Origin of the sequence: Deinococcus misasensis DSM 22328, from assembly GCF_000745915.1 — a bacterium.
GTDB lineage: Bacteria > Deinococcota > Deinococci > Deinococcales > Deinococcaceae > Deinococcus_C > Deinococcus_C misasensis.
Genome location: NZ_JQKG01000011.1, coordinates 34,213 through 60,491, shown reverse-complemented (window position 1 = coordinate 60,491; position 26,279 = coordinate 34,213). Strand labels below are relative to the sequence as shown.

Here is a 26,279-nt window from a genome sequence, read left to right as displayed (position 1 = left end):
TGTGTTGACTATGTTGGAAAGGCCCGTACATTTTGAGCGGTTTTGATTGTCATCCAGAAAGGGGTTTTCAGATGCTCAAACTCAGTGAACAGGTTCATGTGCTGCAACTGCCGATGGTGATCCGCGGTCAGGAGAACACCATTCATCCCACATTGCTGCTGGATGCCGAAAACGGGGCAACTCTGGTGGACACTGGAGTTCCCGGTTCAAAAGCAAAGATTGAGCAGGAGCTTTCTGGCATTGGGCTGCATCTCGCAGACCTCAAAAGGATCGTGCTGACCCATCAGGACCTCGACCATGTGGGATCCCTCAGTGATCTCTTGAAAGAGCATCCTGCACACACCCTTGCCCACCAGATTGAAATTCCTTACATCAACGGCACCCAGCGACCCATCAAATTTCCCACCGAGCAGATGTTTGAAAACGTGCCCGGTCTGCGTGAAGCCATGGCCCGTTACGTGTATCCACAAATTGCTGAAGGCCTGCAAGACGGTCAGGTGCTGAACATTGCAGGAGGGGTGCAGGTGGTGTTCACTCCCGGTCACACACCCGGACACATCAGCCTGTATCTGCCCAAAGACCAGATCCTGATTGCCGGAGATGCCTTGACCGCTCAGGGAGGGGTGCTGAACATGCCCATGCCCAGCGCCACCCCCGATTACGAAACCGCCAGAGCTTCTGTGCGCAAACTGGCCGAACTGGACGTGCAAACCATCGTTTGCTACCACGGCGGTCTGGTCACCGAAAATGCCAATGAACAACTTCAGCGTCTGGCCCAGAGCACGCTGGAAACCCAAGCTTAAAACCATTCAACCTGACAGCATGACTGGTTCTTGCTAAACTCAGGTTCTTCCGCTGTCACTGCACCCCTTTCAGAGTGGATTTTGCATTGAAAGAGGTGCAGCCTTTTGCCTGCTCTGGTGGACCATCCTCCGTCATAAACCATCCATCAGGATGGATGGTGCACTCCACCGCAAAGCAAAATCCTTGCCCAGAACAAAATGGACCATGCAACCCCTGCCCGTCTTTGCCCCATACTTGAAACGCATTGATGCTGTCCCCTCTCCCCCATCGTTGGAAAACCTGCGGATCTTGCAAGAGAAACACCTGCAACATGTCCCCTTTGAAACCCTGAGTTTGCATCTGGGTGAACCCATCGACCTGAACCCTGACCGCTTGCTGGACAAAATCGTGGCCCGCAAACGGGGCGGTTTTTGTTATGAGCTGAACCATGCTTTTGCAAGTTTGCTGGAACACCTCGGGTATGAGGTGCAGTTCATCATGACTCGACCCTTCAAAGCAGATGGTGAACTGGCCCCACCCTTTGCCCATCTGGCTTTAAAAGTGCATCTGGATGCGCAGGATTTTCTGGTGGATGTGGGCTTCAACGATGGCAGTGTGCATCCTTTTCCATTGATGGAAGGGCACATCGAAAACGGCTGCACTTTGCAAAAAGCAGGAGACTTGTGGACATACATCGACATCAAAAACGACAAGAAGCTCTACGTTTTTGATGAACAGGAGCATCCTTTTGAAGCTTTTTTTGAGATGTGCAGGCATTATGCAACCCATGAAGACTCGGGATTTCGCAAAAAGCTGTTTTGTGGCTTTCAGGTGCCAGACCACAAAATGTACCTGACCGACCACAAATGGGTGGAAGACGGACAGGAGACTTTTCTGGACAGACCCACCTTTGCAGACCGCCTGACCCGAGATTTTGGCATTCCGCTGTCAGAGGATCAAATTGAAACGCTTTACCTTGCCTGTGTGCAAAGAAAAGAAAAAGCAGAACAGGCATGACGCCTGTTCTGCCCAGATCTCAGGGTTGGATTAAAGCGCTTCGAACACCCCGGCAGCACCCATGCCCCCACCGATGCACATGGTCACCACGCCGTACTTGCCTCCACGGCGCTTGAGTTCGTGCAAGATGGTGGCGGTCAGCTTGGCCCCAGAGCACCCGAGGGGGTGACCCAGAGCTATGGCTCCACCGTTCACATTGAGTTTTTCCTCGGGGATGCCGAGTTCACGGACCACGGCGAGGGCCTGCGCAGCGAAAGCCTCGTTCAGTTCGAACAGGTCAATCTGGTCCATGGTCAGGCCCACCTGCTCCAGCACTTTGGGCACGGCTTTCACAGGACCGATGCCCATGTACTCGGGTTCCACGCCGCCCACTGCAAAGCCAAGGAAACGACCGATGGGCTGGAGGCCCAGTTCATCGGCTTTTTCACGGCTCATGATCAGCACTGCTGCTGCACCATCGCTGAAAGGACTGGCGTTTGCAGCGGTCACACTTCCACCTTGCTTGAACACGGGTTTCAGGCCACCCATGGCTTCCACACTGGCATCCCGGCGCACCAGTTCATCCTGCTCGAAGGTGACCGTTTCAGAAACCACTTTGGTCCCTTTGTACTTGTCCACGCGCACAGGGACAGGCACAATTTCATCTTTGAATTTGCCTTCGTCCTGGGCTTTGGCAGCTTTCTGGTGGCTGGCCAGAGCAAATTTGTCCTGATCTTCACGGCTGATGCCGTATTTCACCGCAATGTTCTCGGCAGTCAGACCCATGCCAATGTAGGCACCGGGACGGGTGTCCATCAGGGAAGGGTTGGGGCTCGGGTTGTGGCCGCTCATGGGCACCATGCTCATGGATTCGACCCCTCCGGCCAGCATCACTTCGGCCTGACCGGTCTGGATGGCTGCACCGGCCATGGCAATGGTCTGCAACCCAGAGGAGCAGAACCGGTTGATGGTCACTCCGCCAGTGGTGTCGGGAAAACCGGCACGCAGGGCAGCCAGACGGGCAATGTTGAGGCCCTGCTCGGCCTCTGGAATGGCGCACCCGAGGTACACATCTTCCACGAGGGCTTTGTCGATTCCGGCACGTTTGACGGCTTCCTCCAGAACGAGGGCAGCCAGATCATCCGGGCGGGTGTTGGCGAGGGTTCCTTTGATGCCGCGACCGACGGGGGTGCGGACGGCGCTGACGATGACAGCTTCGCGCATAACTTCTCCTTGTTCAGGCCGAGGGCCGAGCGCCGAGGGCCGAGAGCTTGTTGATCAGGGCGGTGATTTTTCCAGACAGGATGTGGGCTTTCTGGAAGACTTCGCTGACTTCCTTTTCCTGAAGAAATTCCAGTTTGACTGCCAGATGAAAACCACTCACCACTTCAAAAAGAGAACCCCTGCTGATCAACAAAAACCTTGAAAACTCTCGATCTGTTCCTCTGCCTCGTCCCTCCGCAATGTTCAGGGCAATTGAGTTTGCTGCCCTGCGCAACTGGTTGGTCAAACCAAAACGTTCCACTTCTGGGAAATCCGCCGTGAGCCTGTAAACCATTGCCGAAAGGTCCAGTGCGAGGTGATAGACTTCGTAATCCTCAAAGGAAAAATATCCTGCAGCACTCAGTCGCTTCATCTCTAGCATTTTGCCCTCGGCGCTCGGCCCTTGGCCCTCGGCTGATCCCCAATCAATTCCTCAGCGGTTTCCCCGTCTTCAGCATGTGAGCAATTCTTTCCTGTGTTTTCCGCTTCCCGCACAGGTACAGGAAATTCTCCCGTTCCAGATCCAGGAGGAATTGCTCACTCACGCGGGCATTGCGGTTGTTGGTTCGGCCACCACAGAGCACCCGGGCCACAGCCAGAGAGACTTCCTGATCGTGTTCGCTGGCGAATCCACCTTCGACCATGCCGTACAGGGCACTGCGGATGGCTGCGTAGCCGTTTTCACCCATCACCGGGATGTCCTGTCTGGGGGTGGGGGCCACGTAGTTGCGGGAAAGCTCCAGCACTTTGGCTTTGGCGTCTTGCAGCAGGCGGTCGCGGTTCATGCTGATGCCGTCACTGTCGCGCAGGTACCCGAGTTTTTTGGCTTCCAGTCCACTGGTGCTGGTTTTGGCCAGAGCGATGGTCTCGAAGGCGCGTTGCAGGGCAGGCAGCAGGGGTGCACCTGCGGGCAGTTCATCTGCGAAACGCAGGTACAGTTCTTTGGTTCCGCCACCCCCGGGAATCAGACCGACGCCCACTTCCACGAGGCCCATGTAGGTTTCGGCACTGGCCTGGGTGTGATCGCCGTGCATGGAAAATTCGCAGCCTCCACCGAGGGCCAGATTGAAGGGGGCCACCACCGTGGGGTGAGGGCTGAAGCGCAAAGAGGTGGTGGCACGCTGGAACTGGCGAATCGCCATATCAATTTCATCCCAGTCGCCGTTCTGGGCGTTCATCAGGATCAGGGGGAGGTTGGCTCCAGCGCTGAAGTTGTCCCCCTGGTTGCCCATCACGAGGCCCACAAAGCCTTGCTCTTCAATGACCTTGTGTGCGGTAAAAACCATGTTGATGGCATCTTCCCCGAGGCTGTTCATCTTGCTGTGGAATTCCAGCAAGAGCACCCCATCGCCGATGTCCACAAGGCTGGCACCGGGGCGGGATTTGACCACTTTGGTGGCGTCTTTCTTGAGGTCCTTGAGGATCATGTAGGGGGCTTCGTACTTCTCTGGAGCGCCCTTCACATCCACCACTTCACCGTCCTGATAGAAGGAGGTGCGGCCACTGTCTTTCATGCCTTGCAGCAGAGGGGGCAGGGTGCGGCCTTCTTTTTCAAAGTAGGCAACCACGTTTTGCACGCCCAGAGCATCCATGGTTTCAAATGGACCCATCTCCCAGCCGAAACCCCATTTCAGGGCGTTGTCGATGTCCACAATGGTGTTGGAGACATTTCCAGCCATCTTGGCGGAGTACCAGAAGGTGTCCATCATGACCTTGCGCATGAATTCGCCGTACTTCTCTGGCAGTTGGGTCAGGCCCTTGATGCGCTCAGAGAGGGGTTGTCCCTTCAGGGGTTCCAGCACCGCAAGGCGGGTTTTCCCCTTGTTGACGTACTCCATGGTCTCGGGATCGAGGGTGAGGATCACGCTCTTGCCGTTCTCCTTGACCTTCTTGTAGAAGCCCTGTCCGGTTTTGTCTCCGAGGCGCTTCTGTTCGATCATCTGCAAGAACATGGGTGTGAGGGTGAAATCTTCATCCTCTGGGGTGGCTTTCTGCAGGTCGGAGGCCACATGGAACAGCACGTCCAGACCGGTCAGGTCGGCAGTGCGCATGGTGGCGCTTTTGGGGCGTCCCATGATGGGTCCGGTCAGGGCGTCCACCTCGTCGATGGAGATGCCGGTGTCCTGCATGTGTTTCAGGGTCCGCACCATGCCGTACACCCCGATGCGGTTGGCCACAAATCCGGGCACATCGTTGGCATTCACGATGCCTTTTCCGAGCACCTTGTCTCCAAATTCGGAGATGGCCTCCACCACTTCAGGGCTGGTGTGGGGGGTGGGAATGATTTCCAGCAGGTGCAGGTACCTCGGGGGGTTGAAGAAGTGGGTGCCCACAAACTGGCGTTTGAAGCCTTCGCTGCGTCCATCCACTTGCAGATGCATGGGAATTCCAGAGCTGTTGCTGGAAACGATGGTGGTGGGTTTCACCAGTCCATCGAGTTTCTCCCAGAGGGATTTTTTGGCGTCCAGTTTCTCGATGATGGCTTCCACCACCCAGTCCACACCTGCAAGGTCTTTCAGGTTGTCTTCGAGGTTGCCAATCTTGATGAGTTTGGCCCGGTCCTTGTCCATGAAGGCAGCAGGACTGGCTTTGAGGGCACGGTCCAAGCCCTGTTTGGCAAGGAAATTGCGGTCTTTCTGGTCGGGGAGCACAATGTCGAGCAGCAGGGTCGGAATGCCAGCATTGGCAAGGTGCGCAGCAATGGCAGCACCCATGGTTCCTGCCCCAATGACGGCGGCGGTTTTTACTTTCATGAGGTCATCTCCTCTTTTGAAAATTGAACTAAGTATAATTTTATGCGGTCTACAGACATTTGTCCAGAGGAGTCATGGGTGTACCTCGCCCAAAGGCCCAGAGCCTTGTAGGGGCTACGCATGCGTCGCCCTGTTGCCGAGAGCCGAGAGCCGAGAGCCGAGAGCCGAGAGCCGAGAGCCGAGAGCCGAGAGCATCGTGTGTTATTCAAATTGCAAAGTCAATCCAGCCGGGGATCGAGAATGCGGGGTGTTCTGTTTGATTTTGTAAAACTTGTAATCCATATTCTCGCTGTGAACTGTCAACTGTGAACTGAAAACTGCTCCAACATCATGAGGAAAACCTCAACCCTTCCAGACCTGCAACTGTAAAAAAGCGCCAAGAGTGACCAGAGGAAGCCCCCTACACTGCCCCTATGGGACTCTTGGATTCACTTGGAAAACTGCTGGGCAACAACGCCAACATCATGAAAATCCTGTTCATGCTCCTTCAACAATCTGGAGGACTGGAAAACCTGCTGTCCAAACTCCAGAGGGGCAACGAAAGCACCCGCCACGCTGTGGGGAGTTGGGTCAACACAGGCCCCAATGCCCAGATCAGTGTGCCAGAGCTGGAAAATGCTCTGGGGCCAGACACCATCACCAAAGTCTCCGAACAAACCGGGATGGAACGTCAGGACCTGCTGGGCCTGCTGGCACAGAACCTGCCTCAATTCATTGACCAGTTGACTCCGGACGGTTCGGTGAACCACAACAGCCACGCTCTGGTGACACAGGCACAGGAAAAACTGGACGTTCCCAGACTCTGAGGCATCCACAAGGAAAGAGATGCACAAAACCCCTCCCAGAGTGACTGTTTACGGTGTGCCGGGATGCAAAACGGCCAGAGTCTTGCGTGCTTATCTGGAAACTGTGGGCATCCGGTACACCTACATGGACGCTCAGAATGCGGAGGGGGCCAGCACTCTGGAACAGGTGTTCGGCAACAACCCTCCGATGCCCATTGTCCGCATTGACAGCCAGTTCAGGCATGTCTCTGGCATCTGGGAGCTGAACCTGTTCCTGAACGACCATCACATGCTGGATTTCCGGGCGGGTTGAATCACCCGACTTCCTGCAATCCATGTCAGCAGGGAGACCCCCACCAGAACCAAAAAAGTGAGTTGCAGTGGCAAGGCCAGAGACAATTCCTGGGTCTTGCCCCATGCCACCAGTGCACCCCCAATGCCTGCTGCAAGTGCCGCCAGCAGCACTTCTGCACTGTTGAGCTGAGAAGACACCTTGCCAGATTCTCCTTCTTTGACTTGCGCAAGGATGATCAGGCTGTTGGTGGCATAACCCAGACCCATCCCAAGTCCTGAAAGTGTCCATCCCAGCACAGAAACCAGAGCAGGAAGAATGCCAGTGATGCTCAGACCCACCAGCAAAATGCCAATGCTGAGCAGAAACATGCCCAATTTCACCCGGAATTCCCGGCCAGAGGGTCCGGTTCTGGAATCCATGCGGGCTTGCACAATCGAGCCGATGGACCACGACACGCCCCCCACGGTCAGAAGCCAGCCTGCCTGTGTGACACTGAATTTCTGGATCTCCACCAAACCCAGAGGAATAAAGGCTTCTGCGCCAAAGAAGGCAAAGGCACTGCATCCGCGTACAATGATGCCTGAGGGAATGCCTCTGGCAAACCGAAAAATCCCTGTGGGCAGAATCACCCGGCAGGCCAGAACCGTCAGCACCGCACCCAGCAAAGCGACAGGCACCATCCAGAAACTTTGCTGCAAAGTCAAACCTGCCAGCAAGGTGGCTGCACCTGTGGCCATCAGGATGCTGTAACGGAAACGCCGCACATCAAAAGGGGCCGGGTTGGGGCTCGGGAAGGTGGATTTTTGCAAGGTGGGTATGGTCAGAAAGCCGACCAAAATCAACAGTGGGATCACCGAATAAAAAACCATGTGCCATGAAGATGCGCTGGCGATGCTGCTGGCCAGAATCGGCCCGAACAAAGAAGGCAACACCCAGGCACTGGAGATGCTCGCCAGCAATTTGGCCCGCAGGTGATCTGGGAACACCTGACTCATCACACTGAAAGGGACAGCGTTCAGTCCTCCGGCGCCAAATCCTTGCAGGAAGCGACCCAGAATGAACACCCCCATGTTTCCAGAGGCTCCGGCAACCACCAGTCCCAGCGCAAAAATCAGAAGAAAAATGGCGAAGGGTCGGGCAGACCCCATCCGGTCAATGAGTTCTCCTCCCACAATGGTTCCGATGATGTTGCTGAGCAAAAATGCGCTGAAAGCCCAACCGTAATACTGCAAACCGTCCAGAGACCGGGCCACTTCAGGGAGGATGGTGGCCACCGCCATGGCTTCAAAAGCGGTGGTCAGGATCGCCAGCAACAAACCGATGGTGATGTTGCGGTATTTGGGACTGAACAAACTGCGTTCTTCAGGAGACAGGACAGGGGCAGACATGTGAGGGTTAGCCTTGCACATTTTCAGGTGGAGGTCCATCCCTGAAGTGGCTTAACAGACCCTCTTCATGAAAAAATTGCACTTTGTTTGCAGGAAAATCAAAGTTTAGCCGATGAACAGCAGAAAAATGTCCCTTTTTTGGTGAAAATTTCGTTACATTCTGAGTACAAAGTAAGAACCCTGTCAGCACACTCCTGTTACACAGAAGATGATGCTCTTCAGATCATCCACTTCAGGACGCATCATCCACACCTCAACACTTTCACAAGGCGCATGAACAGCGTCACACCATCTCAAGAGGGATAGGAGCTGGCCGCATGAAGATCAACAACTACAATGTCGAAGTCAAAGAGGAACTGTCCGAAGAAGAATTCGTGATTCTGGCCAGCAACCTCACCACCAACATTCTTCACGACAGCATGGTGTACTCCAAACCGGTCACTGTGATCCACAATGAAGAAAGCAAAAAATGTCTGGTGGCCTCTCTGGAGCGCATCAAAAGCGATGTTCCACTGTCCAACAGTCCATCCAACGGAAACGAGTTGAAAGTGGATTTTGCAGAAATCTGGGAATGAACAATCAGCAAATCAAAAGAGAGACGGCTTTGAAAAGCCGTCTCTCTTTTTGCAGAAGGTCAAAAATTGAAGGCAGAAAACCCTGCTCAAAAATCAAAGTTTTGGCCTTGCTGACGGATCAAACTTCAGCTCCAGCGACATGAAAATGCCTTCAGCTTTCCGCCTTCTGCCTCATCCAATGTGCGTCACCAGCACACCGATGCCTTCCACTTCGACCTCCACACGGTCTCCCCTGTTCAGTGGGCCAACCCCATCGGGTGTGCCTGTGATGACCACATCTCCGGCTTCCAGAGTCATGAATTGCGTCACGTATTCCAGCACGGTGGGGATGTCAAAAATCATGTTTTCGGTGTTGCCATTCTGGCGGGTCTCACCATTGACACGGGTCATGACCTGCAAGTGGAAAGGATCCAGTTCGGTCTCAATCCATGGCCCCAGAGGGCAGAAATGGTCTGCACCTTTGGCCCTGAACCATTGCAAGTCGGACTTCTGGCGGTCTCTGGCGGTCAAATCCAGAGCACAGGTGTAGCCGTACACGTAATCCAGAGCGTTTTCTTTCTTGACGTTCTGGGCTCTCCGGGCAATCACCAGACCCAGTTCACCCTCAAAGTGCAGGTTCTCTGTCCAGGAGGGGTACAACACGGTTTGCTCGGGGTTGGCGAGGGTGTTGGGGGCTTTGAGGAACAAGCCGGGCTCTTTGGGCAGATCGCCCCCCGGTCCCATGTTGCCCATTTCTTTGATGTGGTCGGCGTAGTTGCGGCCCACACAGACGATTTTGCTCGGGGTGGCGGGGGCCAGCAATTGGATTTCGGTGAGGTCGAAGCCCACAGCGGTTTTTTCACCCATGAAGCCTGTCAGCACATGCACCAGTTGCTGGTCAATTTCTCCCCAGTGGATGTGGCCTTCTTTTTCAAAACGAACAATGCGCATGGTCAGCCTCTTTCAGGTTGGATTTTGGGAGTATTCTACTGCTTTCAGCAGAAGTCAGTTGAACGGACTTCTGCTTGAGCAAAGCGAATGGAAAGGTCAGGAAACGACAACGAGGTTGAAGCAACATCTGCTCAGATCAGTCACCCGAGAATTTCAGAAACACTGCGAAAACGGGCAGTGGAAGGACAAGGCATGGCCCACCTACTTAACCGACCCAGAGTCATTTATCTTTTCAGAAATTCGGCGTATGATGAACACCATGTCTGCCTCTTTCATCCGAACCGATGAAGTCCTCTCAGAGCGCTACAGCAGCGCACGTGCCCTGACGCACGAAATGGAACACGGGAACACCGACCTGATCCGTGCCCTGAGCATTCTGGGTTGTGTGGGTCCTTTCAGAACCGTCACCCCCTGGGAATACGAAGACCCGAGTGGCAAGCGTCTGATCAACACCGGCGGTTATTCTGCTGTGCCTTTTGGGGATGGGTATCCTCCTCTGGTGCAGTTTCTGCAAAGTTATCTGGAAAACCTGCACACCATTGGTTTGCCTCAGCAGTCTGCCTCCACATGGAGGGCAGCTCTTGAGTTCAATCTGGTGAAATTGCTGGCCCAGCAGGACCCGAGCCACAGCGACTCGAAGGTGTTTTTCTCCAACTCGGGGGCAGAAGCCAACGAAGCCGCCGTGAAATTCGCCAAAGCTGCACGTCCCAAAGCCAAACACATCATCAATTTCCGTCGGGCTTACCACGGCAAAACCCAGATGACCATGTCCCTGACGCCCAACCCTGCCATCCAGAAGGATTTTGGGCCTCTGGCACCGAACATTCATACGGTGCCTTATGGGGATCTGGACGCCGTCAAAACCACCATCAAGAAACTCGGCGCAGATCAGGTGGTTGCGATCATTCTGGAGCCCCTGCAAGGCGAAGCCGGAGTGATCCTGCCCCCAGAGGGTTTCCTGCCCGGCATCGGTGAAGTGTGTGAAGCCACCGGAATCCTGCTCATTGTGGACGAGATCCAGTCCGGTCTGGGTCGCACGGGAAGCTGGTTTGCCAGCATCGACGGAGGCATGAAGCCAGACATCATCACGCTTGCCAAACCTCTGGGTGGCGGAATGAGCGCGGTGGGAGCCACCATCTACCGCAAATGGATTTTTGACAAGGTGCTGGGCGGTCTGGACTGCAAACGCCACTCCAACACCTTTGGGGGCAACTCTCTGGCCATGGCTGTGGGCCTCAAATCGCTGGAAATCCTGATCGATGAAAACCTGCCCGAGCGCTCTGCACGGCTGGGGAAAGTGGCACTGGACCGCTTGAAAGGCATCCAGCAACGTTACCCCGAGTTCATCACCGATGTGCGGGGCAAAGGCATGCTGATGGCGATGGTCTTCCGTGACATTTCCCGTCTGGGCATCATCCAGTCCAACAAGGATCTGGCAGAACTGGTGTCAGAAGCCTCTGGCCTTCTGGCCCTCAGGCAGTTTTACCAGAACGGTCTGATCCTGAACCTGAGCCTCAACAGCACCCGCACCCTGCGCCTGACCCCTGCCCTCACCATGCCCGAGGAGGTGTTCAACGAGATGCTGAACCGGGTGGAAAACACCGCAAAACGCAACCCCAGAGCAAGCCGTTTGATTGTGAACACCCCGCCCAAAACTTTGATCGACCTGATCAAATTCGCCACTTAAGTGAATTTGTGAAGCCAATGCCCCTCTGGAACTTTGTTTTCGGAGGGGACGCTTTTTTGAGAAACCCCTTGCGTGAATCGTTACTGAGGCAGTACCGATTTTGGATGAAAAAAAACAAAATCAAGTAAACCACTTTTTTTTGAAGTTTTTTGCCCTATGGCTCGCAGTTTTATCTGTGTACAACTGTTTAAGGGCTCGGGTAAACAAGTGGTGTAGCAGGTGTTAAACTGACACTCAGGAAACCCGAGCGGCCCTTTTTTGATTTCTCGAACCTTCAAAAAGGTTCATTAAAGGAGTTTGTGCAATGACTACCACTCCCATCGCCCGAGGACTAGAAGGCGTGGTCTTCACCGAAAGTAAACTCACCTTCATTGATGGTGAAAAAGGCATCCTGACCCACCTGGGCATCGGCATTCAGGAATGGGCAGAGAAGTCCAGCTTTGAAGAACTCTCTTATGCCCTGCTGCATGGCAGACTGCCCAACAGCAAAGAACTGGAGCAGTTTGACCACTCCCTGCGCCAGAACCGTTACGTTCCCCAGGAATTGATTGAAACCATCAAACACTACCCACGCCGCATGAACCCCATGCAGGCCTTGCGCACCGCAGTCAGCCATCTGGGTCTGCTGGATCCCCACAGCGAAGACGACACCTCTGAAGGCCGTTACCGCATCGGGATTCACCTGATTGCCCAGTTTGCCACCATCATCGCTGCCATTGCCCGCGTCAAGGAAGGCAAAGAGCCTGTCGCTCCCAGGCGCGACCTCGGCCATGCTGCCAACTTCCTGTACATGCTCAAAGGCCACGCACCCACCGAAGAAGAGGCCCGTCTTTTCGACATGGCCCTGATTCTGCACGCCGACCACAGCATGAACGCCAGCACCTTCACCGCCATTGCCACCATCTCCACCCTTTCGGACATGTACAGTTCCATCACCAGCGCTGTGGGCTCCCTCAAAGGCCCCCTGCACGGTGGCGCCAACGAGGCCGTCATGGACATGCTCGATGACATTGGCAGCCTCAGCCACGTCGATGAATACATTGGCGGCAAGCTGGAGCGCAAAGAAAAAATCATGGGTGTGGGTCACCGCGTCTACAAATACTTCGATCCCCGCAGCCGCGTGCTCCGCGACTACGCTGCTCTGGTGGCCGAAAAACAGGGCAAGAGCAACTACTACCAGATGCTCGAGCGCATTGAAGCCATCGTGCTGGAAAAACTGAGCGCCAAGAAGCTCTACCCCAACGTGGACTTCTACAGCGGTGTGGTGTACTCCGACCTGGGCATCAAGAAAGAGTTCTTCACCCCCATTTTCGCTCTGGCCCGCATCAGTGGTTGGGTTGCCAGTGTGCTGGAGTACGTTGAGCACAACCGTCTGCTCCGTCCCAACGCCCTGTACACCGGTCCTGTGGACCAGCACTACGTGGACATCGACCAGAGATAATCCCCTCTGAACCCCAAACCCGTGCGCCCATGCACGGGTTTTTTGTGTTCTGTGCTTAAACTTCAGCAGTGCTTCAGGCTAAGATGGGAAACAGTTCCACCCTTTCTGCCATCCCAACTTTCAGGTCCACCAGAGGAGTTCATGCTGACTTCACACCAGATGATCCAACTGACCGACATCCTGATGTCTGGCAAACCGCGCACCCGCATCATCATCATGCTGGTGATTGGCTGTTTTCTGGTTTTGACCACCTTGCTGGTGTACCTGACCACCGGAACCCGTTTTGTTTACGTCCACCTGATGTACATTCCTGTGGTGCTGGGTGCCATTTCCTTTGGGGTGCGTGGAGGTTTGTTTTTTGGGCTGCTGGCAGGCCTTTCCATTGGGCCATTCATGCCCCTGAACACCCTGACCGGAGAAATGCAGTCTCTGGGTGGATGGGTGTTCCGCACAGTGTTTTTCATGTTGACTGGATCGGTGGTGGGCACTTTTGCCAGCCTGTTCAAACAACGCATCCGCAGTTCTCAGGGACTGGCCTTCAAACTGGCCGAAACCTACGAGCAGAACCTCAAAACCTTCGTGGGTCTGGTGGAAAGCCGCGACAACGAGACGGTGGGCCACTGTGAGCGGGTGGCCTACAATGCCTTCCAGCTCGGGCAAAAAGTCGGCCTGAAAAGCGAAGAGCTGGATGAATTGTACTGGGCGGGTCTGATGCACGACCTCGGAAAAATCAGTGTCCCAGAGGTGATCCTCAAGAAGCCCGGCAAACTCAATGACATGGAATACGCCCTGATGCGCAGGCACACCATTTATGGTCACGACATCCTGAACGCCGTCTCCCCTTTCTTCAGCAACATTGCCAAAGGGGTGCGGGCACACCACGAAAAATTTGACGGCTCAGGCTACCCGGACAGTTTGCAAGGCGAAGACATTCCCCTGTTTGGTCGCATTCTGGCCGTGGTGGATGTCTTTGAAGCCCTCACCAGCCACCGCACCTACCGCACCCCTCTGGACCTCCCAGAGGCCATGCAGTACCTGAAAGACCACAGTGGCACCCACTTTGATCCAGCTCTGGTCCCGGCTTTTCTGGACCTCATCGAGCAGGGCGAAATCATGCTGGCCGACCAGCAAAACACCGTGCGCTACAAAAGAACCCCCAGAGGCATCCTCAAAAACCTTGAGAAAAACCATCTGGGGGGATTGCCTTGAAGAAGTTCACAGTGCACAGCTGAAGTCGCTGGCAAGTCCTCCGAGCTATGGGTCCTTCTACCCCTTCGTTAAGGGTATCGCCTGGAGTGAAAGGAGCAACGGGGGGATTTACTGCGTTTAACAGTGAAATAGAAGGATTCAAAAGAATTCTTCTATTTCAAACAACATGACCTCAAGCATCAACCTCTTATTTCTCTATCAAATGCTTTAAAACGGTTCCAACAAAATGTCTTCTTCGTCCTGCAGCACCAGCACACGGTACACATTGAACCCATCAATGGTGCCGATGTATTGCAAGACGCACTCCATCTTGTTGATTTCGCGCTTGTAAGAGAATTCCAGCTGCAAAGAAGGGTCTTCCAGAGAAATCCCATCCAGCACAGGATGCACTTCTTCGGTCAGGGCGTAGAACACGCCGTTGCCCACCGCCACGGCTCCGCGTTCAGTCAGCTTTTCATACTGGCTGGAATCGTAGAAGAAGAAACGGGCACGGCCTTCTGCCTGTCCTCTGGAGGTGATCAGCACCGCTTTTTCTTCACAGTTGGCTTTCACCAGAGAAAGAAATTCCTCGGGGGTGTCGGCTTTCCACTCAATCGGGTCGCCCAATGGAACTTTCAATGTCACCATAACGAACAGGGTACAACACTCTGGTCCGAAGAAAACGGGTGATGCACCAAAATGGCAGGGTAAGCGCAAAGTCACTGTCAGGCCATGCCAACACCAAGAGCCATCAGCCGTCAGCGATCAGCCGTCAGCCATAAGGACAGTTTTCTGGCTGCCTTTTGAACGGAAAGTCTGAGTGGCTTTTTGTTTTGCTGTTTGCAAAAGCCTTTTGGTGAGCTTTTTGCTGAAAGCTGAGGGCTGATCGCTGAACGCTTTTTCAAGTGACATGCCAAAAGTCAGACTTTGCGCTGACCAAAATGGCCCTCCAAAAGAGGACCACAAATTCAGGAAGGATGGGTCACAGGTGAAGTGGGACGCCGTCGCAACAACAGCATGGCCACAAAGCCAAACACAAAACCTCCAAGGTGGGCATAAAAGGCCACCCCTGCTTCTCCGGCCAGAATGGAAAAATACTGCACGATGGCCCAGTAAGGCAGGTAAATGTAGGCAGGGACGTGAAAAATGAAAATGGGTGGCAAGTAAGTGCGAATCCATGCTCTGGGCAAAATCACCAGATAGGCCCCGAGCACAGCAGCCACCGCTCCAGAGGCCCCCACCATGGAAAGGCCGGGATCTCCGCCCATGTATGTTTCCGTCAGTGCAGCAGCAATGCCTCCTGCCAGATAAAACATCAGGTAACGGAAAGACCCGAGGTGGTCTTCGATGTTGTCTCCAAAAACCCACAAAAACCACATGTTGCCCAGCAGGTGCAAAATCCCGGCATGCATGAACATCGAGCCAAACAGGCTGACCACCCCTTGCACCGGATCTTCTGAAAACACCGCAGGGGTGAACACCAGATAAGGAATTTGCTTTTCCAGCAGGTTGATGCTCTGTTGCCCGAGGTAACCGCCAGACACCAGCATCACCCACAGAAACACCAGAATGTTGATGGCAATGATCCAGCGGTTCACTCTGGCGTGATGGGTTTTGAGGTCAGAGAGTGGAAACATACCTCTTCAGTATCACGCCAGAGGGGATTTTTGTGGTGTCCAATCGTGCACTTGCTGAGAGATCCGTGCACAGGACTACAGATTGGGACTGTCCTCGGAAAAAACCATCCGGGAGCAGGAAGCTTTTCCCTGATCGCCTCCTGCTCAAGAAAAGTGCAGCTGTGTGGTTTTTGCTGAGGGCTGAACGCTGACCACCGACCGCTTTTTCACATGATGATGTGGGGCACAAATCGGGAGGTGTTTTTGGTGATCAGGGTGTCGTCCTCGCGGATGCCGATTCCAGCACTTTCGCCACCAATCACCCAGCTGCCGACCACCGGGTAAAAACCGTCAAATTCAGGGAGGGGCTGGTACTGCTGGTAAATCCACATGCCAAGGCCGTAATCTCCACCAGAGGACAGGCCTGTGGGCAATTCCACGTTGGCCCCTTCTCTGGAGTACAGGGGTTTGCGCACACTTTCAGGCATGGGGTTGAAGCTGGCAGGCAGCAGGTTTTCGTGGTTGGGAAACATCTCCCAGAGGATCGGCAGGATGCCTTTGCAGGTCAGGATCAGTTTCCATGCAGGTTCAATCCATTGGGTCTTGGCAACAGGCAAGTGCTGGGCGAAAGCTTCTTCGGCCATCCATTCCCAGGGGTAGAGTTTGAAAATCCGTTCGATGGGCTGGTTGTGGAGGTCCACAAATTTTGCTCCATCCCAGCCGATGTCTTTCATGAACAGGGTGTGGGTCATGTGTCCAGCCTGCGTGCACACATCCTGCATGTAAAGGGTGGTGACGTAATCCTCTTCAGATTCGGTGACACAGGCAAAGTGGGTGGAGCGTCTGGGAAACCGTTTCCATGCTGCAATCAATTTTTCATGGATGCTGTTGAATTGATCGTGGTGAGGGAAAACCCCCTGCAACCAGTCCCACTGGATCACACTGGCCTCGAAAAGGGCTGTGGGCGTGTCTGCGTTGAACTCCAGCATTCTGGGCGGGTTGATGCCATCATAAGAGAAATCAAATCGGCCATAGATGTCCAGCTGATCGTTTTCCCAGCTGTCGATGCACAGGTTTTCCATGCGGGCATCGATGTCCAGCTCTCGGAAACGTCTGTGGTCAATGACATGCTGGACTGCTTCCAGACACATTTCATTCAGGGTGTTGGTGGCTTTTTCCAGAGCTTCAATCTGGGCAAGATCGAAAGAATAAAACACGCTTTCGTCCCAGTACACACCACCCACCGAATGAAAGGTGAAGCCAAGCTGCTCACAGCGGGCCATCCAGTTGCTTCTGGGGTCTAGGGTGTGCCTGTGCATGTCAGGAACTGCTGCTCTTGGAGCCCGAGCCCCCAAATCCGCTGCGGATCACGGTGGTGGAACGGCTGCTGCTGCCGGGTTTGCTCAGGGAACCAAAACTCGGGGCTGGGGTGTAGCTTTTCTGGGAAGAACGTTTGTAATAGTACTTGCCTGCCTTGTAAATGAAGTAGGGTCCAAGGAAGTAAGCTGCAGACACCCCTCCATTGTTCACCGGTTCGCAGAGGGTGGAATCTCCCCACTCTTGAACGCAATCGGCCAGATTGTTGTACTGCATGCGGGATTCATCATCATCGGAACAGGCGGTGAGGGTGATGGAAGCCAGCACCACCAAACTGATTTGTGCGCTTTTTTTCATGCTCATATGCCTTTCATTACGCGGACTTCATTTGCCCGGTTGCAACAAAAACTGTCTCTGGACCAGAGACAGCCTTTTGATTTCATGGTAACAGAATTGTGATTTGTGGGTGGTGATGGAGACAGTCACGCAATGGATATGGAAATCTGGGAAGTTTACAGTTCTCAGTCAACAGTTCACAGCGCCCAGTGCGACGCGGGCCGCCCCGCAAGCACGTTTTAAGGGCAAGACAGCCAGAAAAAACTTCAGAGATGGTGAATTTGCATCCTTGCAAACCCTTCTGCCTTCTGCCTTCTGCCTTCTGCCTTCTGCCTTCTGCCAAGGGCGAGGCACGCCTCGCCCCTACAATGCCCTCAGCGCTCAGCACCTCACTCCAGAGCATTCAACCCCGTGATGTCCCGTCCCACAATCAAGGTGTGAATGTCGTGGGTCCCTTCGTAGGTGTCCACGGTTTCCAGATTGAGCATGTGTCGGACCACTGGATATTCGGTGGTGATGCCGTTGCCTCCCAGAATTTCTCGGGCAAGGCGGGCGCTTTCCAGAGCCACCCGAACGTTGTTTCTTTTGGCGATGGACACCTGACCGAATTTCAACTGGTTCTGGTCTTTCAGTTGCCCGAGACGCAAAGCCAACAGCAAGCCTTTCTGGTGTTCAGAGAGCATGTACACCAGTTTCTCTTGCACCAGTTGTCTGCTGCCAATGGGTTTGCCAAAAGTGGTGCGGGTTTTGGCGTATTCCAGAGCACAGGTGTAGACGGTTTCCAGAGCGCCCAGAGCGCCCCACGAAATGCCGTATCGGGCTTGCGTCAGGCACATCAGGGGACTTTTAAGACCGCCAGAGAGGGGCAGGAGGTGGTCTTTTGGAATCCGCACATCTTCCAGCACAATCTCGCCTGTGACGCTGGCACGCAAACTCATTTTGCTGGTGATTTTGGGGGCAGAGAAACCGGGGGTGTCTGTGGGCACAATGAAACCCCGGATGGTGTCCTCATCGTCTTTGGCCCACACCACAGCAATGTCTGCCAGAGGGCTGTTGGTGATCCACATCTTGTTGCCATTCAGAACGTAGTGGTCTCCATCCAGTCTGGCCCGGGTGCGCATGGCTCCGGGGTCTGAACCTCCATCTGGTTCGGTCAGGCCAAAGCAACCAATCATGCGTCCAGAGGCGAGTTCAGGCAGGTATTTTTGTTTTTGCTCCTCACTGCCAAAGGCATAAATCGGGTACATCACGAGGGCACCCTGCACACTGGCCGCAGACCTGAGACCAGAGTCGATGCGCTCGATTTCATACATCATCACGCCATATGCGATGTTGCTGACCCCTGCCCCACCATATTGCTCTGGAAGGTTGGAGCCCAGCAAACCCATTTCCCCAAGTTTTTGCATGGTCTCTTTTGGAAAGAGGCCCTCATTCCACCAGTGTTCGATGTGGGGTGCAATTTCGCGGTCCAGAAAGTCACGCACGGTGGACTGGATCAGGCGTTCTTCATTGGAAAGCAGGTCACGGACGTTCAGGTAATCCAGCATGGGTCTCCTCTTCCAGCAGGTCTTTGTTGTGTTGCCCGAGGGTCGGGGGGGCCAGTCGGATGGGTGGATGCTGGCCGTCCAGTTCCCACGGGGGCAGGGTGGTTTTGATGCTTCCAACCGTCGGATGGGGCACTTCTTGCACCAGTCCTCTGGCGGTCACATGGGGGTCTTCAAGGGCTTCACGCACATCATAAACTGGGCCACAGGGAACCCCGGCTGTTTGCAATTTTTCCAGCAGTTCAGCACGGGTCAAGAGAGCAAATCGGCGCAGCAGTTCGGGCATCAGGGTGTCTCTGTGTTCCACTCTGGATGCGTTGGTGCGGTGTTTTTCGGTCAGGAGGTCTTCAAATCCGAGGCTCTGACAGAATTTGATCCACAGGGCATCATTGCCGACCGCCAGATTGAAATGCCCATCTTTGCAGGCGTACATGCCGTAAGGCACGATGGAACGGTGCTCGTTGCCCAGACGCTCTGGGACCTCCGAGGCGTTCAGGTATCTGGAGATCTGGTAGGTGCCCAGAGAGAGCATTCCTTCCAGCAGATTTACATCAATGCGCCTGCCCAGCCCAGTTTTTTCTCTTTCATAAAGCACAGCGCAGATGGCTTGCGTGAGCAATGATCCAGCGAACACATCAGCCACCGCCACCCCGAGTTTCATGGGTTCCCCGTCTTGCTCTCCGGTGTAGCTCATCAGACCACCCATGCCCTGCGCGATCACATCGTAACCACTGAGGTGCGCGTAAGGACCACTCTGACCAAATCCACTGATGGCCGCGTAAATCAGTCTGGGGTTTTCCGCTTTCAGATTTTCATACCCGAGACCCAGTTTATCCATGGTTCCGGGGCGGTAGTTCTCGACCAGCACATCGCTTCTGGCAATGATCTTGCGGGCTTGACGCAGGTCCTCGGGGTCTTTGAGGTTGAGGACCACCGAACGTTTGTTGCGGTTCACACTCAGAAAATAGGTGGCTTCGCTGCCTCGGGCTGGAGGGGTCCAGAGGCGGGTGTCATCTCCCTGTGGAGGCTCAATCTTGATGACATCTGCCCCGAGGTCTCCAAGCAGCATGGTGCAGTACGGTCCGGTCAGGACCCGTGTGAAGTCCGCAACAGTGACTCCGGTCAGTGGAAGATGCATGGCGTGGATATTCTAACCCTTGCAAGCCAGCAAAAACACCCCCGCAGGGGTGCCAGAAGAAGGAAGTGAAGCTCCGTGGAATTGCAAATTCAGTTGATCTTGACCGACTGGTCTCCCACAATCTTGAGGTACAGGGTGGTTCCAGACTGGAAGTAGGCTGTGCTGGTGCTGTTTTGCACCTTCTCAGGCGAATCCAGACGGGTGCCTGCACTTGGGGTTCCAGTCAGGTTGGCGAAGGCCAGAGTGACCCCCTGTCCAGCAGGAATTTCTGTGGGGTCCACGGTAAAGGGCTTGATCATGGGCGATTCTGAAGTGAAGGTATAGGTGTAGTTGTTGTTCAGAATGATGGGCAATTGCCATGCAGGAAGGCCCGGATCTGCACTGATGAACCTCTGGGTGGCCCCATCGTTGCGACGCACACTGGCATACCGGTCCACCGCTCCACTGGAAATTTTCAATTTGGCATAGGTGTTCTGGCAAATCGAGACATCCGGCCAGAGTGAGGTGTCTTTGCAGTTGCCGTTTTTCATGATCGGCAGGTTGCTGACCACGTAAGTGGGTTTGGTGGCATCTTGCGCAATTCCAGCCCTCTGGGCGAAGTATTTGTTGGTGTCAATGAAACTGCTGATCACCCCGTTGTCGTCCAGAGCTCTGGATTGGGTCCATGTGCCATTGAAATAGGTGTTCACAGGCACCGAGGCATCAATGTTGATGGCACTCAGCCTGTGGTTCATGCGACGGGTGGCTGCTCCCTGTGTGGGGAAAAGCACATCTCCAGCACGGAACCCTGTGAAGGAGACGTTTTCCAGCATGCCTGCCCCGTCATAAAGGGTGTAGGCAATGTGTGGGCGGGTATCGTCTGGCCCAATGCCACTGCGCCCAATCATCAGAGAGTCCTTCATGTAACTGTCAAAGGAGAAGAAGATGGCCCGCACGTTGTCTGCTGCACGAACCCCAGAGAAATTCATGCGGTTGGAGTGCGCCCAGATGCCTCTGGCGTTGGTGTTGTAAAAGGTGTAATTGCTGAAGGTGCTGGGTGTGTCGGTGGTGACGATGCCGCCCTGTTTGTTGGTGACCACCAGCGTGAAGCCTTTTTCAGAGTGGGAGATGTTGCGGTCAAAATCTCCAGCCCGGATGTAATCGGTGCGGTCCTGGGGGGTAAACCAGAACCCCGAGCCTTCGGATCCAGCCGACACGTTCCCAATGAATTTGTTGTTGCCATTGGCAATCCAGTAGGTGGTGGGGCCTGTGGGTTCATTTCCTCTGGCACCAATGTCAGAGTCGGCATCTGCATCATAAACCTTGCCCAGAATCCGGGCTTTGTCCCTTTCTACCGTGTTCTGCACGTTGGGTCTGCGAACCACTGCCCCGAGGTTGTTGGCGAAGGTGTTGCCTTCTTCGTTGCCATCTTCCAGAAAATAGGCATGTCCGATGGTGTCGTGGCAGAAGTTGCCATCCACCAGAACATTGTTGGTGGCATGCACCGTCACGCAGCGGTTGAAGCTGTGGTGGATGCTGCTGTTTTTGATGTACTGCCCTGCTGCAGAAGACAATTTATGCCAGTGCACCGGGTATCGCCCGAGTTTGCCTTCCTGCCCAAGGTTTTTGAGTTCAACGTTGGCCAGCCTGAGGGTGCCTCCATCCGGGACATCACCATGCCCGTTCATGATGTGACCGCCCATTTTGCTGGAAACCGTGTGACCACTGAACGTAACGGTGCTCACCTGTCCCTGCACCACGATGTTTCGGGTCAGAAGCCCGACCTCGACCTGTTTCTTGACGGTCATGCCATCAAAGCTTCTCTGTCCAATGGCGTGACCATAAGTCAGGGGCTGGCTCAGGGTGATGGTGCTGCCACTGATGGCCTGAATGGTGCGTTCTTCGGCGTGCAAGGGATCGTAGTCGCCAGAGGTGACCACAATTTGATCGCCGACTTTCCAGTTGACGGCCTGATCGAGGGTGATGGTGTTGCTTCCTGCTGCTGCACTCTGGGCCAGCCTGACCCACGCAGCCTGAGGAATGCCGTGCAAGTCCAGTGTTCCACCTCCCATGATTCCGATGAACTGGGTCCCCATCCCCATGATGTTTTCATCGGCAGGGCGGGCTTTCAGGGTGAGGGTCAGCTTGCGGGTGAAAGGCTGGGTGGCTGTTCCGCACTGCAACCGGCCACCATGAATCATGATGTATCCTGCCCGAATGCTCAGGTCTTTGTCTTTGCAAATCAGGGTCCCATTGATGGTGAGGCTGTTCAGGTCAATGTTGCTGTCCAGATAAACAGTTTTTCCTGCTGGAATGGTGACGTTGGATCCTGCTGCAGGAACGGTTCCACCCCATGTGGAGGCCTGTGACCAGAGCGCTTCGGTGGTGACCACAGGTGCAGGAGAGATCACCTGCGCATCTTGCAGCACCAGCCCCGTGCCATCTGCTGAAAATTCCACTTTGTAAGCCTGTCCATTGGCCAGCGTGCCCATGTAGGTGGGAGAAGTCACGGTGTAATAGCCCTGTGCATCAGGACCTGTGACGGTGCCGTTCCAGGAATTGCTGATGCGGGTCACGCCAGAGAGTTTCACACGCAGTTTGAAGCTGCTGACACTCTGGCCTGTGGTGTTGGTGAACTGCACAAAACCGTTGAGGGTCCCCGTCCATTGTCCGGTGATGCCCACCGTGACGGGCGCAACAGCCTGTTCAGCCATTTCAACATTGGCCATGTCCATCTGAGAATGGTCATGGTGCTCGGGTTGGGAAACGGGACCCGAGTTGCAGGCCATCAGGCACAAAGTGAGGAAGCTCAGGGCAAAGTGTTTTTTCATGGCACTCCTTGAGAAGTCAGGACCTTCCGGTGATGAAACCATCCCGGCAAAGCAGTATTTTCGTTTGAGGTAGAGACATGTTACTGAAACAATTCAAAATTGTCCAGCACATTTCAATTACAAATCCAATAAAAAGCTCTATTTGAGCCGAAAAAATCTGAAAATGGTTTTTTGGAGTTTCCTAAACCCAAATAAAATCATTTTCTCGAAAATTAAACCATTTTTTACGTAACAAAAATAGAATTTGCGAAAAGAAAAAAGCAACCCGCAGGTTGCTTGAATTTGGCTGTGGACTTTTCTTTGATTGTTGTCTTGAAATGGACTCTGCTTGGCCTTCAAGCCTGCAAGGTTTTGGGCATGTCTCCCATGTCGTTGGTGACCGCTTCGGAGACCTCCTCCACGAACACTTCCAGAGCATGGTGCAACAGTTCCAGATGGTGGTCTTCGGTGCCTTCCAGCACGGTGCTGCCACGGGCACCCAGCATGAACAGCAGGTCGGGGTCGTTGATGTCGTCCTCTGGGCCTTCTTCTTCCACTTCAACAAGGTCCAGATACATGCAACCGATGGAAAACTGCTGGTTGATCAGGTTGAGGCCCATCATCACTTCGGCAAGGCTGTCTTCATGCACAAAAATATCGAGGGTCAAATCAAATCGGGTGATCAGGTAAGGGGTTTGCTGGGCCACGGCCAGAGCGAGGGTTCCAATGGCCGCTTCGGTCTGGTAGTCCAGGGTGATGAGTTCATCCTGCACCTCCACGTCCCACCCTTTGCGTTTCAAGAAGTCAGCGATGATTTCTGTGGGTTGCATACAGGGAGTATACCCACTCGGGGTGAGCAGAAACATTTGCTCGACTACACCTTTCAGGGTCAGCGCAAAGTCGATGCTGGACCATGCAAACAGAAAGAGCAGTCAGCCATCAGCATTCAGCCGTCAGCCAGAAGGAAAGTTTTCTTGCTGCCTTTTGAGCTTCAAGTCTGAGTGGTTTCACTTGTCGTTTTTGTGTCTGGCTGTTTCCTACAGCAAAAGCCTCAAGGTGAGCTTTTTGCTGAAAGCTGACCGCTGAATGCTTTCTCAAATGACATGCCAGAGGTCAGACTTTGCGCTGACCCTGCTGCCCCTTTTCAGGCTTTGCCATCTGAATTTTCAATCACCTGAATTTGACATTGCCTGACATTGTCAGTTTCAAATGATGGTTTTGTCAGCCCATCTGTTTGAATGGAAATTTGTGTGGCATGGGAAAATTCTGAAGACCCTCTCAAGACGCAGAGGGCCGTCAGACATGGGCTGACAATTCCATGACCATTCACTGAAGTTTTCCTGACACAAGACCGATATGGTGTCAGGCATGAAGAAAGTGCTCCTGACCGCAACCTTACTCGCAACCCCTGCTTTTGCAGTGTCCCTGCAAGGTGCGGGCGCTTCATTCCCCTACCCCCTGTACCTCAAATACTTCGCTGAATACAAAAAAGCCACTGGCACCGAAGTCAGCTACCAGAGCATCGGTTCGGGCGGTGGACAGCGTCAAATGCTCGAACAAACCGTGGATTTCGGAGCCACCGACGGCCCCATGTCTGACAGCGACATGGCCAAGGCTCCAGACAAAAACAAAATCCTGCACATCCCCACCGCCCTTGGTGCAGTGGTGCCCATCTACAACATCCCCGGAGTGGATGCCAGCCTCAAATTTGATGGCAAAGTCCTCGCGGACATCTTCTCTGGCAAAATCACCAAGTGGAACGATCCTGCTCTGGTCAAGGACAACCCCGAACTGAAGGGGGTGATGTTTCCCATCACCATTGCCCGCCGTGCCGATGGCAGTGGCACCACCTTCATCTTCACCGACTACCTTGCCAAAGTCAGCAAAACCTTCTCGGGCACTGTGGGCAAAGGCACCACTGTGAACTGGCCCCAGACCAGCATTGGTGGCAAAGGCAATGACGGGGTGACCAGCGTGGTCAAACAAACCCCCGGTTCCATCGGTTACGTGGAATTGATTTTCGCCAAGCAGAACAACATTGACTACGGTCAGGTCAAAAACAAAGCCGGAAAATTCATCAAGGCCGACCTGAAAAGCATCACTGCTGCTGCCGCCTCCAAACCCATGTCCAATGACACCCGGGTGAGCATCACCGACGCATCTGGCGCTGGCTCTTACCCGATCAGCGGTTACACCTGGATTCTGGTGTACCAGAATCAGGATTACGGCAAGCAAACCGAAGCCAAAGCCAAAGCCGTCAAGAACATGCTGAAGTGGATCGTCACCGACGGCCAGAAGCTCAACGAAGGCCTCGGTTATGCAGAACTTCCCGAGAAAGCCCAGAAAATTGCCATCAGCCTGATCAATGGCATCAAGTTCGGCAACAAGAAACTGTAACCCTCGGTCAACCCCCTGCTTTTCGTTGCACTCAAAAAGATCCCCCTCCAAATGGAGGGGGATCTTCATGTGGCGCAGGAGAAATCAAGCCCTCCAGTACTGCCACACCCCGTCCACTTTTTCCATTTTCAAAGCCCCACGCAAACGCAAATGTTCCAGATGGGCAATCACCTCGGCCAGAGCAAACCGCCTGCCAAAGGTGTCCAGTTCACGCTGAAACAGTTTCAAAGACAGGTCGTAAGCATTCATGGGGGTAGCCAGCAGCTCAAGGCACTCTTCGAGGCGCTCATGGTGGTGGTCTGCAATTTCTCTGGCCCGTTCGGCAGCATTGAAAATCACCGGGCCATAATGCCCAATCACGGTGCGCTCGGGCTGCAGGGCTTCCACTTTTTTGAGGGTTTCAAAGTAGTCGCCCAGAGGGTCTGCCCGGGTGTAGGCGTAGCGACCAATGTTGGGGGTGATGCGTTCCAGAATCACATCTCCAGCGATGAGCAAGGAAAGCTCTGGATTCCAGAGTCCAAGGTGCCCATCGGCGTGTCCGGGCAACCAGAGCACTTCAAATTCCGTGCCACTCAGGGAAAGTCGGTCTCCGATTTGAACTGGGGTGACTTCTCCAAGCACCATGCGGTTTCTGGATTGGGTCATGGCGTGCCCAAGGCCATTCTGGGACTGCTCGGGCATGCCGTGTGAAAGCAAATGCTGGTCGTGTTCGTTTCGCCAGTAATCCCATCTGGACCAGTATTTTTCTCCACGGTCCACTTCTTCTTGCAGCATCAGGATGGGGGCATTGCTCTGTTGTTGCAGCCATCCTGCCAGACCGTAGTGGTCCGGGTGGTGGTGCGTGACGATGATGCGTTCCACATCCTGAAAAGTCAGGTTCAGTTCTTTCAGTCCGGCTTCCAGAGTGGCCACCGCCTCTGGGGTGTTGAGCGAGGTGTCAATCAGGGTCACGGGTGATGTCGTGTCAATCAGGACTGTGACGTACTTCATGGGATAGGGAATCGGAACCTGCAAGGCATACAGGCTGTCTGTGATGGGGATCAGCATGGGGTTCATCA

General features: G+C 54.2%; 23 protein-coding genes. 9 read left to right on the top strand and 14 right to left on the bottom strand.

The window, feature by feature from the left end:
- The first annotated feature begins 71 nt into the window (after positions 1–71).
- Both Q371_RS08890 and Q371_RS25540 read left to right on the top strand, forming a co-directional pair.
- Positions 72–803 (top strand): MBL fold metallo-hydrolase, encoded by a 732-nt coding sequence (locus Q371_RS08890; RefSeq protein WP_034339146.1) that lies wholly within the window; start codon positions 72–74, stop codon positions 801–803.
- Between the two features lie 205 nt (positions 804–1,008).
- Positions 1,009–1,800, top strand: a complete 792-nt coding sequence (locus tag Q371_RS25540; RefSeq protein WP_169743813.1) for an arylamine N-acetyltransferase family protein — start codon at positions 1,009–1,011, stop codon at positions 1,798–1,800.
- A 30-nt stretch (positions 1,801–1,830) separates the two neighbouring features.
- Here the strand turns inward: Q371_RS25540 and Q371_RS08880 are convergent, their stop codons facing one another.
- The 3 genes from Q371_RS08880 to Q371_RS08870 are packed head-to-tail and all read right to left on the bottom strand — an operon-like array spanning position 1,831 to position 5,795.
- Positions 1,831–3,003, bottom strand: a complete 1,173-nt coding sequence (locus Q371_RS08880) for a thiolase family protein (RefSeq protein WP_034339143.1) — start codon at positions 3,001–3,003, stop codon at positions 1,831–1,833.
- Positions 3,004–3,016: 13 nt separating this feature from the next.
- Positions 3,017–3,415, bottom strand: a complete 399-nt coding sequence (locus Q371_RS08875; protein WP_034339140.1) for a four helix bundle protein — start codon at positions 3,413–3,415, stop codon at positions 3,017–3,019.
- 52 nt (positions 3,416–3,467) lie between these two features.
- Entirely contained in the window at positions 3,468–5,795 is a 2,328-nt protein-coding gene (locus tag Q371_RS08870; protein ID WP_034339137.1) for a 3-hydroxyacyl-CoA dehydrogenase/enoyl-CoA hydratase family protein, read from the bottom strand.
- Between the two features lie 413 nt (positions 5,796–6,208).
- Here Q371_RS08870 and Q371_RS25535 point away from each other — a divergent pair, with 413 nt between their 5' ends.
- Both Q371_RS25535 and Q371_RS08860 read left to right on the top strand, forming a co-directional pair.
- Positions 6,209–6,601, top strand: a complete 393-nt coding sequence (locus Q371_RS25535; protein WP_051963829.1) for a YidB family protein — start codon at positions 6,209–6,211, stop codon at positions 6,599–6,601.
- Positions 6,602–6,620: 19 nt separating this feature from the next.
- Positions 6,621–6,893, top strand: a complete 273-nt coding sequence (locus Q371_RS08860; RefSeq protein WP_034339135.1) for a thioredoxin domain-containing protein — start codon at positions 6,621–6,623, stop codon at positions 6,891–6,893.
- Here Q371_RS08860 and Q371_RS08855 read toward each other — a convergent pair.
- Complete coding sequence (locus Q371_RS08855) at positions 6,866–8,263, bottom strand: MFS transporter (RefSeq protein WP_169743812.1); 1,398 nt, start codon at positions 8,261–8,263, stop codon at positions 6,866–6,868. The two genes, Q371_RS08860 and Q371_RS08855, sit on opposite strands and share 28 nt — an antisense overlap.
- Positions 8,264–8,580: 317 nt before the next feature.
- Between Q371_RS08855 and Q371_RS08850 the strand changes: the two genes are divergently transcribed.
- Complete coding sequence (locus Q371_RS08850) at positions 8,581–8,838, top strand: hypothetical protein (RefSeq protein ID WP_034339133.1); 258 nt, start codon at positions 8,581–8,583, stop codon at positions 8,836–8,838.
- 171 nt (positions 8,839–9,009) lie between these two features.
- On the opposite strand, the gene Q371_RS08845 is transcribed toward Q371_RS08850, so the two are convergent.
- Positions 9,010–9,768, bottom strand: coding sequence for a fumarylacetoacetate hydrolase family protein (locus Q371_RS08845; protein ID WP_034339131.1), 759 nt, complete (start codon positions 9,766–9,768; stop codon positions 9,010–9,012).
- Between the two features lie 259 nt (positions 9,769–10,027).
- On the opposite strand from Q371_RS08845, the gene Q371_RS08840 reads away from it, so the two are divergent.
- The 3 genes from Q371_RS08840 to Q371_RS25530 all read left to right on the top strand — a co-directional run bounded on the left by Q371_RS08840 (position 10,028) and on the right by Q371_RS25530 (position 14,105).
- Complete coding sequence (locus tag Q371_RS08840; RefSeq protein WP_245618296.1) at positions 10,028–11,455, top strand: aspartate aminotransferase family protein; 1,428 nt, start codon at positions 10,028–10,030, stop codon at positions 11,453–11,455.
- 304 nt (positions 11,456–11,759) lie between these two features.
- Positions 11,760–12,896: a citrate/2-methylcitrate synthase gene (locus Q371_RS08835; protein ID WP_034339128.1), complete on the top strand. Its 1,137-nt coding sequence runs from the start codon at positions 11,760–11,762 to the stop codon at positions 12,894–12,896.
- A 141-nt stretch (positions 12,897–13,037) separates the two neighbouring features.
- Positions 13,038–14,105, top strand: a complete 1,068-nt coding sequence (locus Q371_RS25530) for an HD-GYP domain-containing protein (RefSeq protein ID WP_051963823.1) — start codon at positions 13,038–13,040, stop codon at positions 14,103–14,105.
- Positions 14,106–14,312: 207 nt separating this feature from the next.
- Here the strand turns inward: Q371_RS25530 and Q371_RS08825 are convergent, their stop codons facing one another.
- The 8 genes from Q371_RS08825 to Q371_RS08790 all read right to left on the bottom strand — a co-directional run bounded on the left by Q371_RS08825 (position 14,313) and on the right by Q371_RS08790 (position 23,654).
- Positions 14,313–14,732, bottom strand: coding sequence for a hypothetical protein (locus Q371_RS08825; protein WP_034339125.1), 420 nt, complete (start codon positions 14,730–14,732; stop codon positions 14,313–14,315).
- A gap of 320 nt (positions 14,733–15,052) precedes the next feature.
- Complete coding sequence (locus Q371_RS08820) at positions 15,053–15,721, bottom strand: rhomboid family intramembrane serine protease (RefSeq protein ID WP_034339122.1); 669 nt, start codon at positions 15,719–15,721, stop codon at positions 15,053–15,055.
- Positions 15,722–15,927: 206 nt separating this feature from the next.
- Positions 15,928–17,019, bottom strand: a complete 1,092-nt coding sequence (locus Q371_RS08815) for a glutathionylspermidine synthase family protein (protein ID WP_034339120.1) — start codon at positions 17,017–17,019, stop codon at positions 15,928–15,930.
- A gap of 1 nt (position 17,020) precedes the next feature.
- Complete coding sequence (locus tag Q371_RS08810; RefSeq protein WP_157442604.1) at positions 17,021–17,374, bottom strand: hypothetical protein; 354 nt, start codon at positions 17,372–17,374, stop codon at positions 17,021–17,023.
- A gap of 368 nt (positions 17,375–17,742) precedes the next feature.
- The gene (locus Q371_RS08805) at positions 17,743–18,900 is read right to left on the bottom strand and encodes an acyl-CoA dehydrogenase family protein (RefSeq protein ID WP_034339294.1); all 1,158 of its coding nucleotides are present in this window, start codon (positions 18,898–18,900) and stop codon (positions 17,743–17,745) included.
- Entirely contained in the window at positions 18,875–20,035 is a 1,161-nt protein-coding gene (locus Q371_RS08800; RefSeq protein ID WP_034339113.1) for a CaiB/BaiF CoA transferase family protein, read from the bottom strand. Before Q371_RS08800 ends, Q371_RS08805 begins: the two co-directional genes overlap by 26 nt.
- Positions 20,036–20,124: 89 nt before the next feature.
- A complete protein-coding gene (locus Q371_RS08795) occupies positions 20,125–22,845 on the bottom strand; it encodes a G8 domain-containing protein (protein ID WP_034339110.1) in 2,721 nt (906 codons plus the stop codon).
- A 335-nt stretch (positions 22,846–23,180) separates the two neighbouring features.
- Positions 23,181–23,654, bottom strand: a complete 474-nt coding sequence (locus Q371_RS08790; RefSeq protein ID WP_034339107.1) for a hypothetical protein — start codon at positions 23,652–23,654, stop codon at positions 23,181–23,183.
- Positions 23,655–24,192: 538 nt separating this feature from the next.
- Here Q371_RS08790 and pstS point away from each other — a divergent pair.
- A complete protein-coding gene (gene pstS / locus Q371_RS08785; RefSeq protein WP_034339292.1) occupies positions 24,193–25,221 on the top strand; it encodes a phosphate ABC transporter substrate-binding protein PstS in 1,029 nt (342 codons plus the stop codon).
- Positions 25,222–25,305: 84 nt separating this feature from the next.
- Here pstS and Q371_RS08780 read toward each other — a convergent pair whose 3' ends face one another.
- Entirely contained in the window at positions 25,306–26,268 is a 963-nt protein-coding gene (locus Q371_RS08780; protein ID WP_245618295.1) for an MBL fold metallo-hydrolase, read from the bottom strand.
- Between the last annotated feature and the right edge of the window lie 11 nt (positions 26,269–26,279).

What these genes read in the sequence shown, in the direction of transcription:
- Q371_RS08890 (WP_034339146.1), top strand. Translation starts at nt 72, where the DNA reads ATGCTCAAACTCAGTGAACAGGTTCATGTGCTGCAACTGCCGATGGTG.
- Q371_RS25540 (WP_169743813.1), top strand. Translation starts at nt 1,009, where the DNA reads ATGCAACCCCTGCCCGTCTTTGCCCCATACTTGAAACGCATTGATGCT.
- Q371_RS08810 (WP_157442604.1), bottom strand. Translation starts at nt 17,374, where the DNA reads ATGAAAAAAAGCGCACAAATCAGTTTGGTGGTGCTGGCTTCCATCACC.
- Q371_RS08875 (WP_034339140.1), bottom strand. Translation starts at nt 3,415, where the DNA reads ATGAAGCGACTGAGTGCTGCAGGATATTTTTCCTTTGAGGATTACGAA.
- Q371_RS08800 (WP_034339113.1), bottom strand. Translation starts at nt 20,035, where the DNA reads ATGCATCTTCCACTGACCGGAGTCACTGTTGCGGACTTCACACGGGTC.
- Q371_RS08845 (WP_034339131.1), bottom strand. Translation starts at nt 9,768, where the DNA reads ATGCGCATTGTTCGTTTTGAAAAAGAAGGCCACATCCACTGGGGAGAA.
- Q371_RS08850 (WP_034339133.1), top strand. Translation starts at nt 8,581, where the DNA reads ATGAAGATCAACAACTACAATGTCGAAGTCAAAGAGGAACTGTCCGAA.
- Q371_RS25530 (WP_051963823.1), top strand. Translation starts at nt 13,038, where the DNA reads ATGCTGACTTCACACCAGATGATCCAACTGACCGACATCCTGATGTCT.
- Q371_RS08815 (WP_034339120.1), bottom strand. Translation starts at nt 17,019, where the DNA reads ATGCACAGGCACACCCTAGACCCCAGAAGCAACTGGATGGCCCGCTGT.
- Q371_RS08805 (WP_034339294.1), bottom strand. Translation starts at nt 18,900, where the DNA reads ATGCTGGATTACCTGAACGTCCGTGACCTGCTTTCCAATGAAGAACGC.
- Q371_RS08855 (WP_169743812.1), bottom strand. Translation starts at nt 8,263, where the DNA reads ATGTCTGCCCCTGTCCTGTCTCCTGAAGAACGCAGTTTGTTCAGTCCC.
- Q371_RS08835 (WP_034339128.1), top strand. Translation starts at nt 11,760, where the DNA reads ATGACTACCACTCCCATCGCCCGAGGACTAGAAGGCGTGGTCTTCACC.
- Q371_RS08870 (WP_034339137.1), bottom strand. Translation starts at nt 5,795, where the DNA reads ATGAAAGTAAAAACCGCCGCCGTCATTGGGGCAGGAACCATGGGTGCT.
- pstS (WP_034339292.1), top strand. Translation starts at nt 24,193, where the DNA reads ATGAAGAAAGTGCTCCTGACCGCAACCTTACTCGCAACCCCTGCTTTT.
- Q371_RS08840 (WP_245618296.1), top strand. Translation starts at nt 10,028, where the DNA reads ATGTCTGCCTCTTTCATCCGAACCGATGAAGTCCTCTCAGAGCGCTAC.
- Q371_RS08790 (WP_034339107.1), bottom strand. Translation starts at nt 23,654, where the DNA reads ATGCAACCCACAGAAATCATCGCTGACTTCTTGAAACGCAAAGGGTGG.
- Q371_RS08780 (WP_245618295.1), bottom strand. Translation starts at nt 26,268, where the DNA reads ATGCTGATCCCCATCACAGACAGCCTGTATGCCTTGCAGGTTCCGATT.
- Q371_RS08820 (WP_034339122.1), bottom strand. Translation starts at nt 15,721, where the DNA reads ATGTTTCCACTCTCTGACCTCAAAACCCATCACGCCAGAGTGAACCGC.
- Q371_RS08880 (WP_034339143.1), bottom strand. Translation starts at nt 3,003, where the DNA reads ATGCGCGAAGCTGTCATCGTCAGCGCCGTCCGCACCCCCGTCGGTCGC.
- Q371_RS08825 (WP_034339125.1), bottom strand. Translation starts at nt 14,732, where the DNA reads ATGGTGACATTGAAAGTTCCATTGGGCGACCCGATTGAGTGGAAAGCC.
- Q371_RS08795 (WP_034339110.1), bottom strand. Translation starts at nt 22,845, where the DNA reads ATGAAAAAACACTTTGCCCTGAGCTTCCTCACTTTGTGCCTGATGGCC.
- Q371_RS25535 (WP_051963829.1), top strand. Translation starts at nt 6,209, where the DNA reads ATGGGACTCTTGGATTCACTTGGAAAACTGCTGGGCAACAACGCCAAC.
- Q371_RS08860 (WP_034339135.1), top strand. Translation starts at nt 6,621, where the DNA reads ATGCACAAAACCCCTCCCAGAGTGACTGTTTACGGTGTGCCGGGATGC.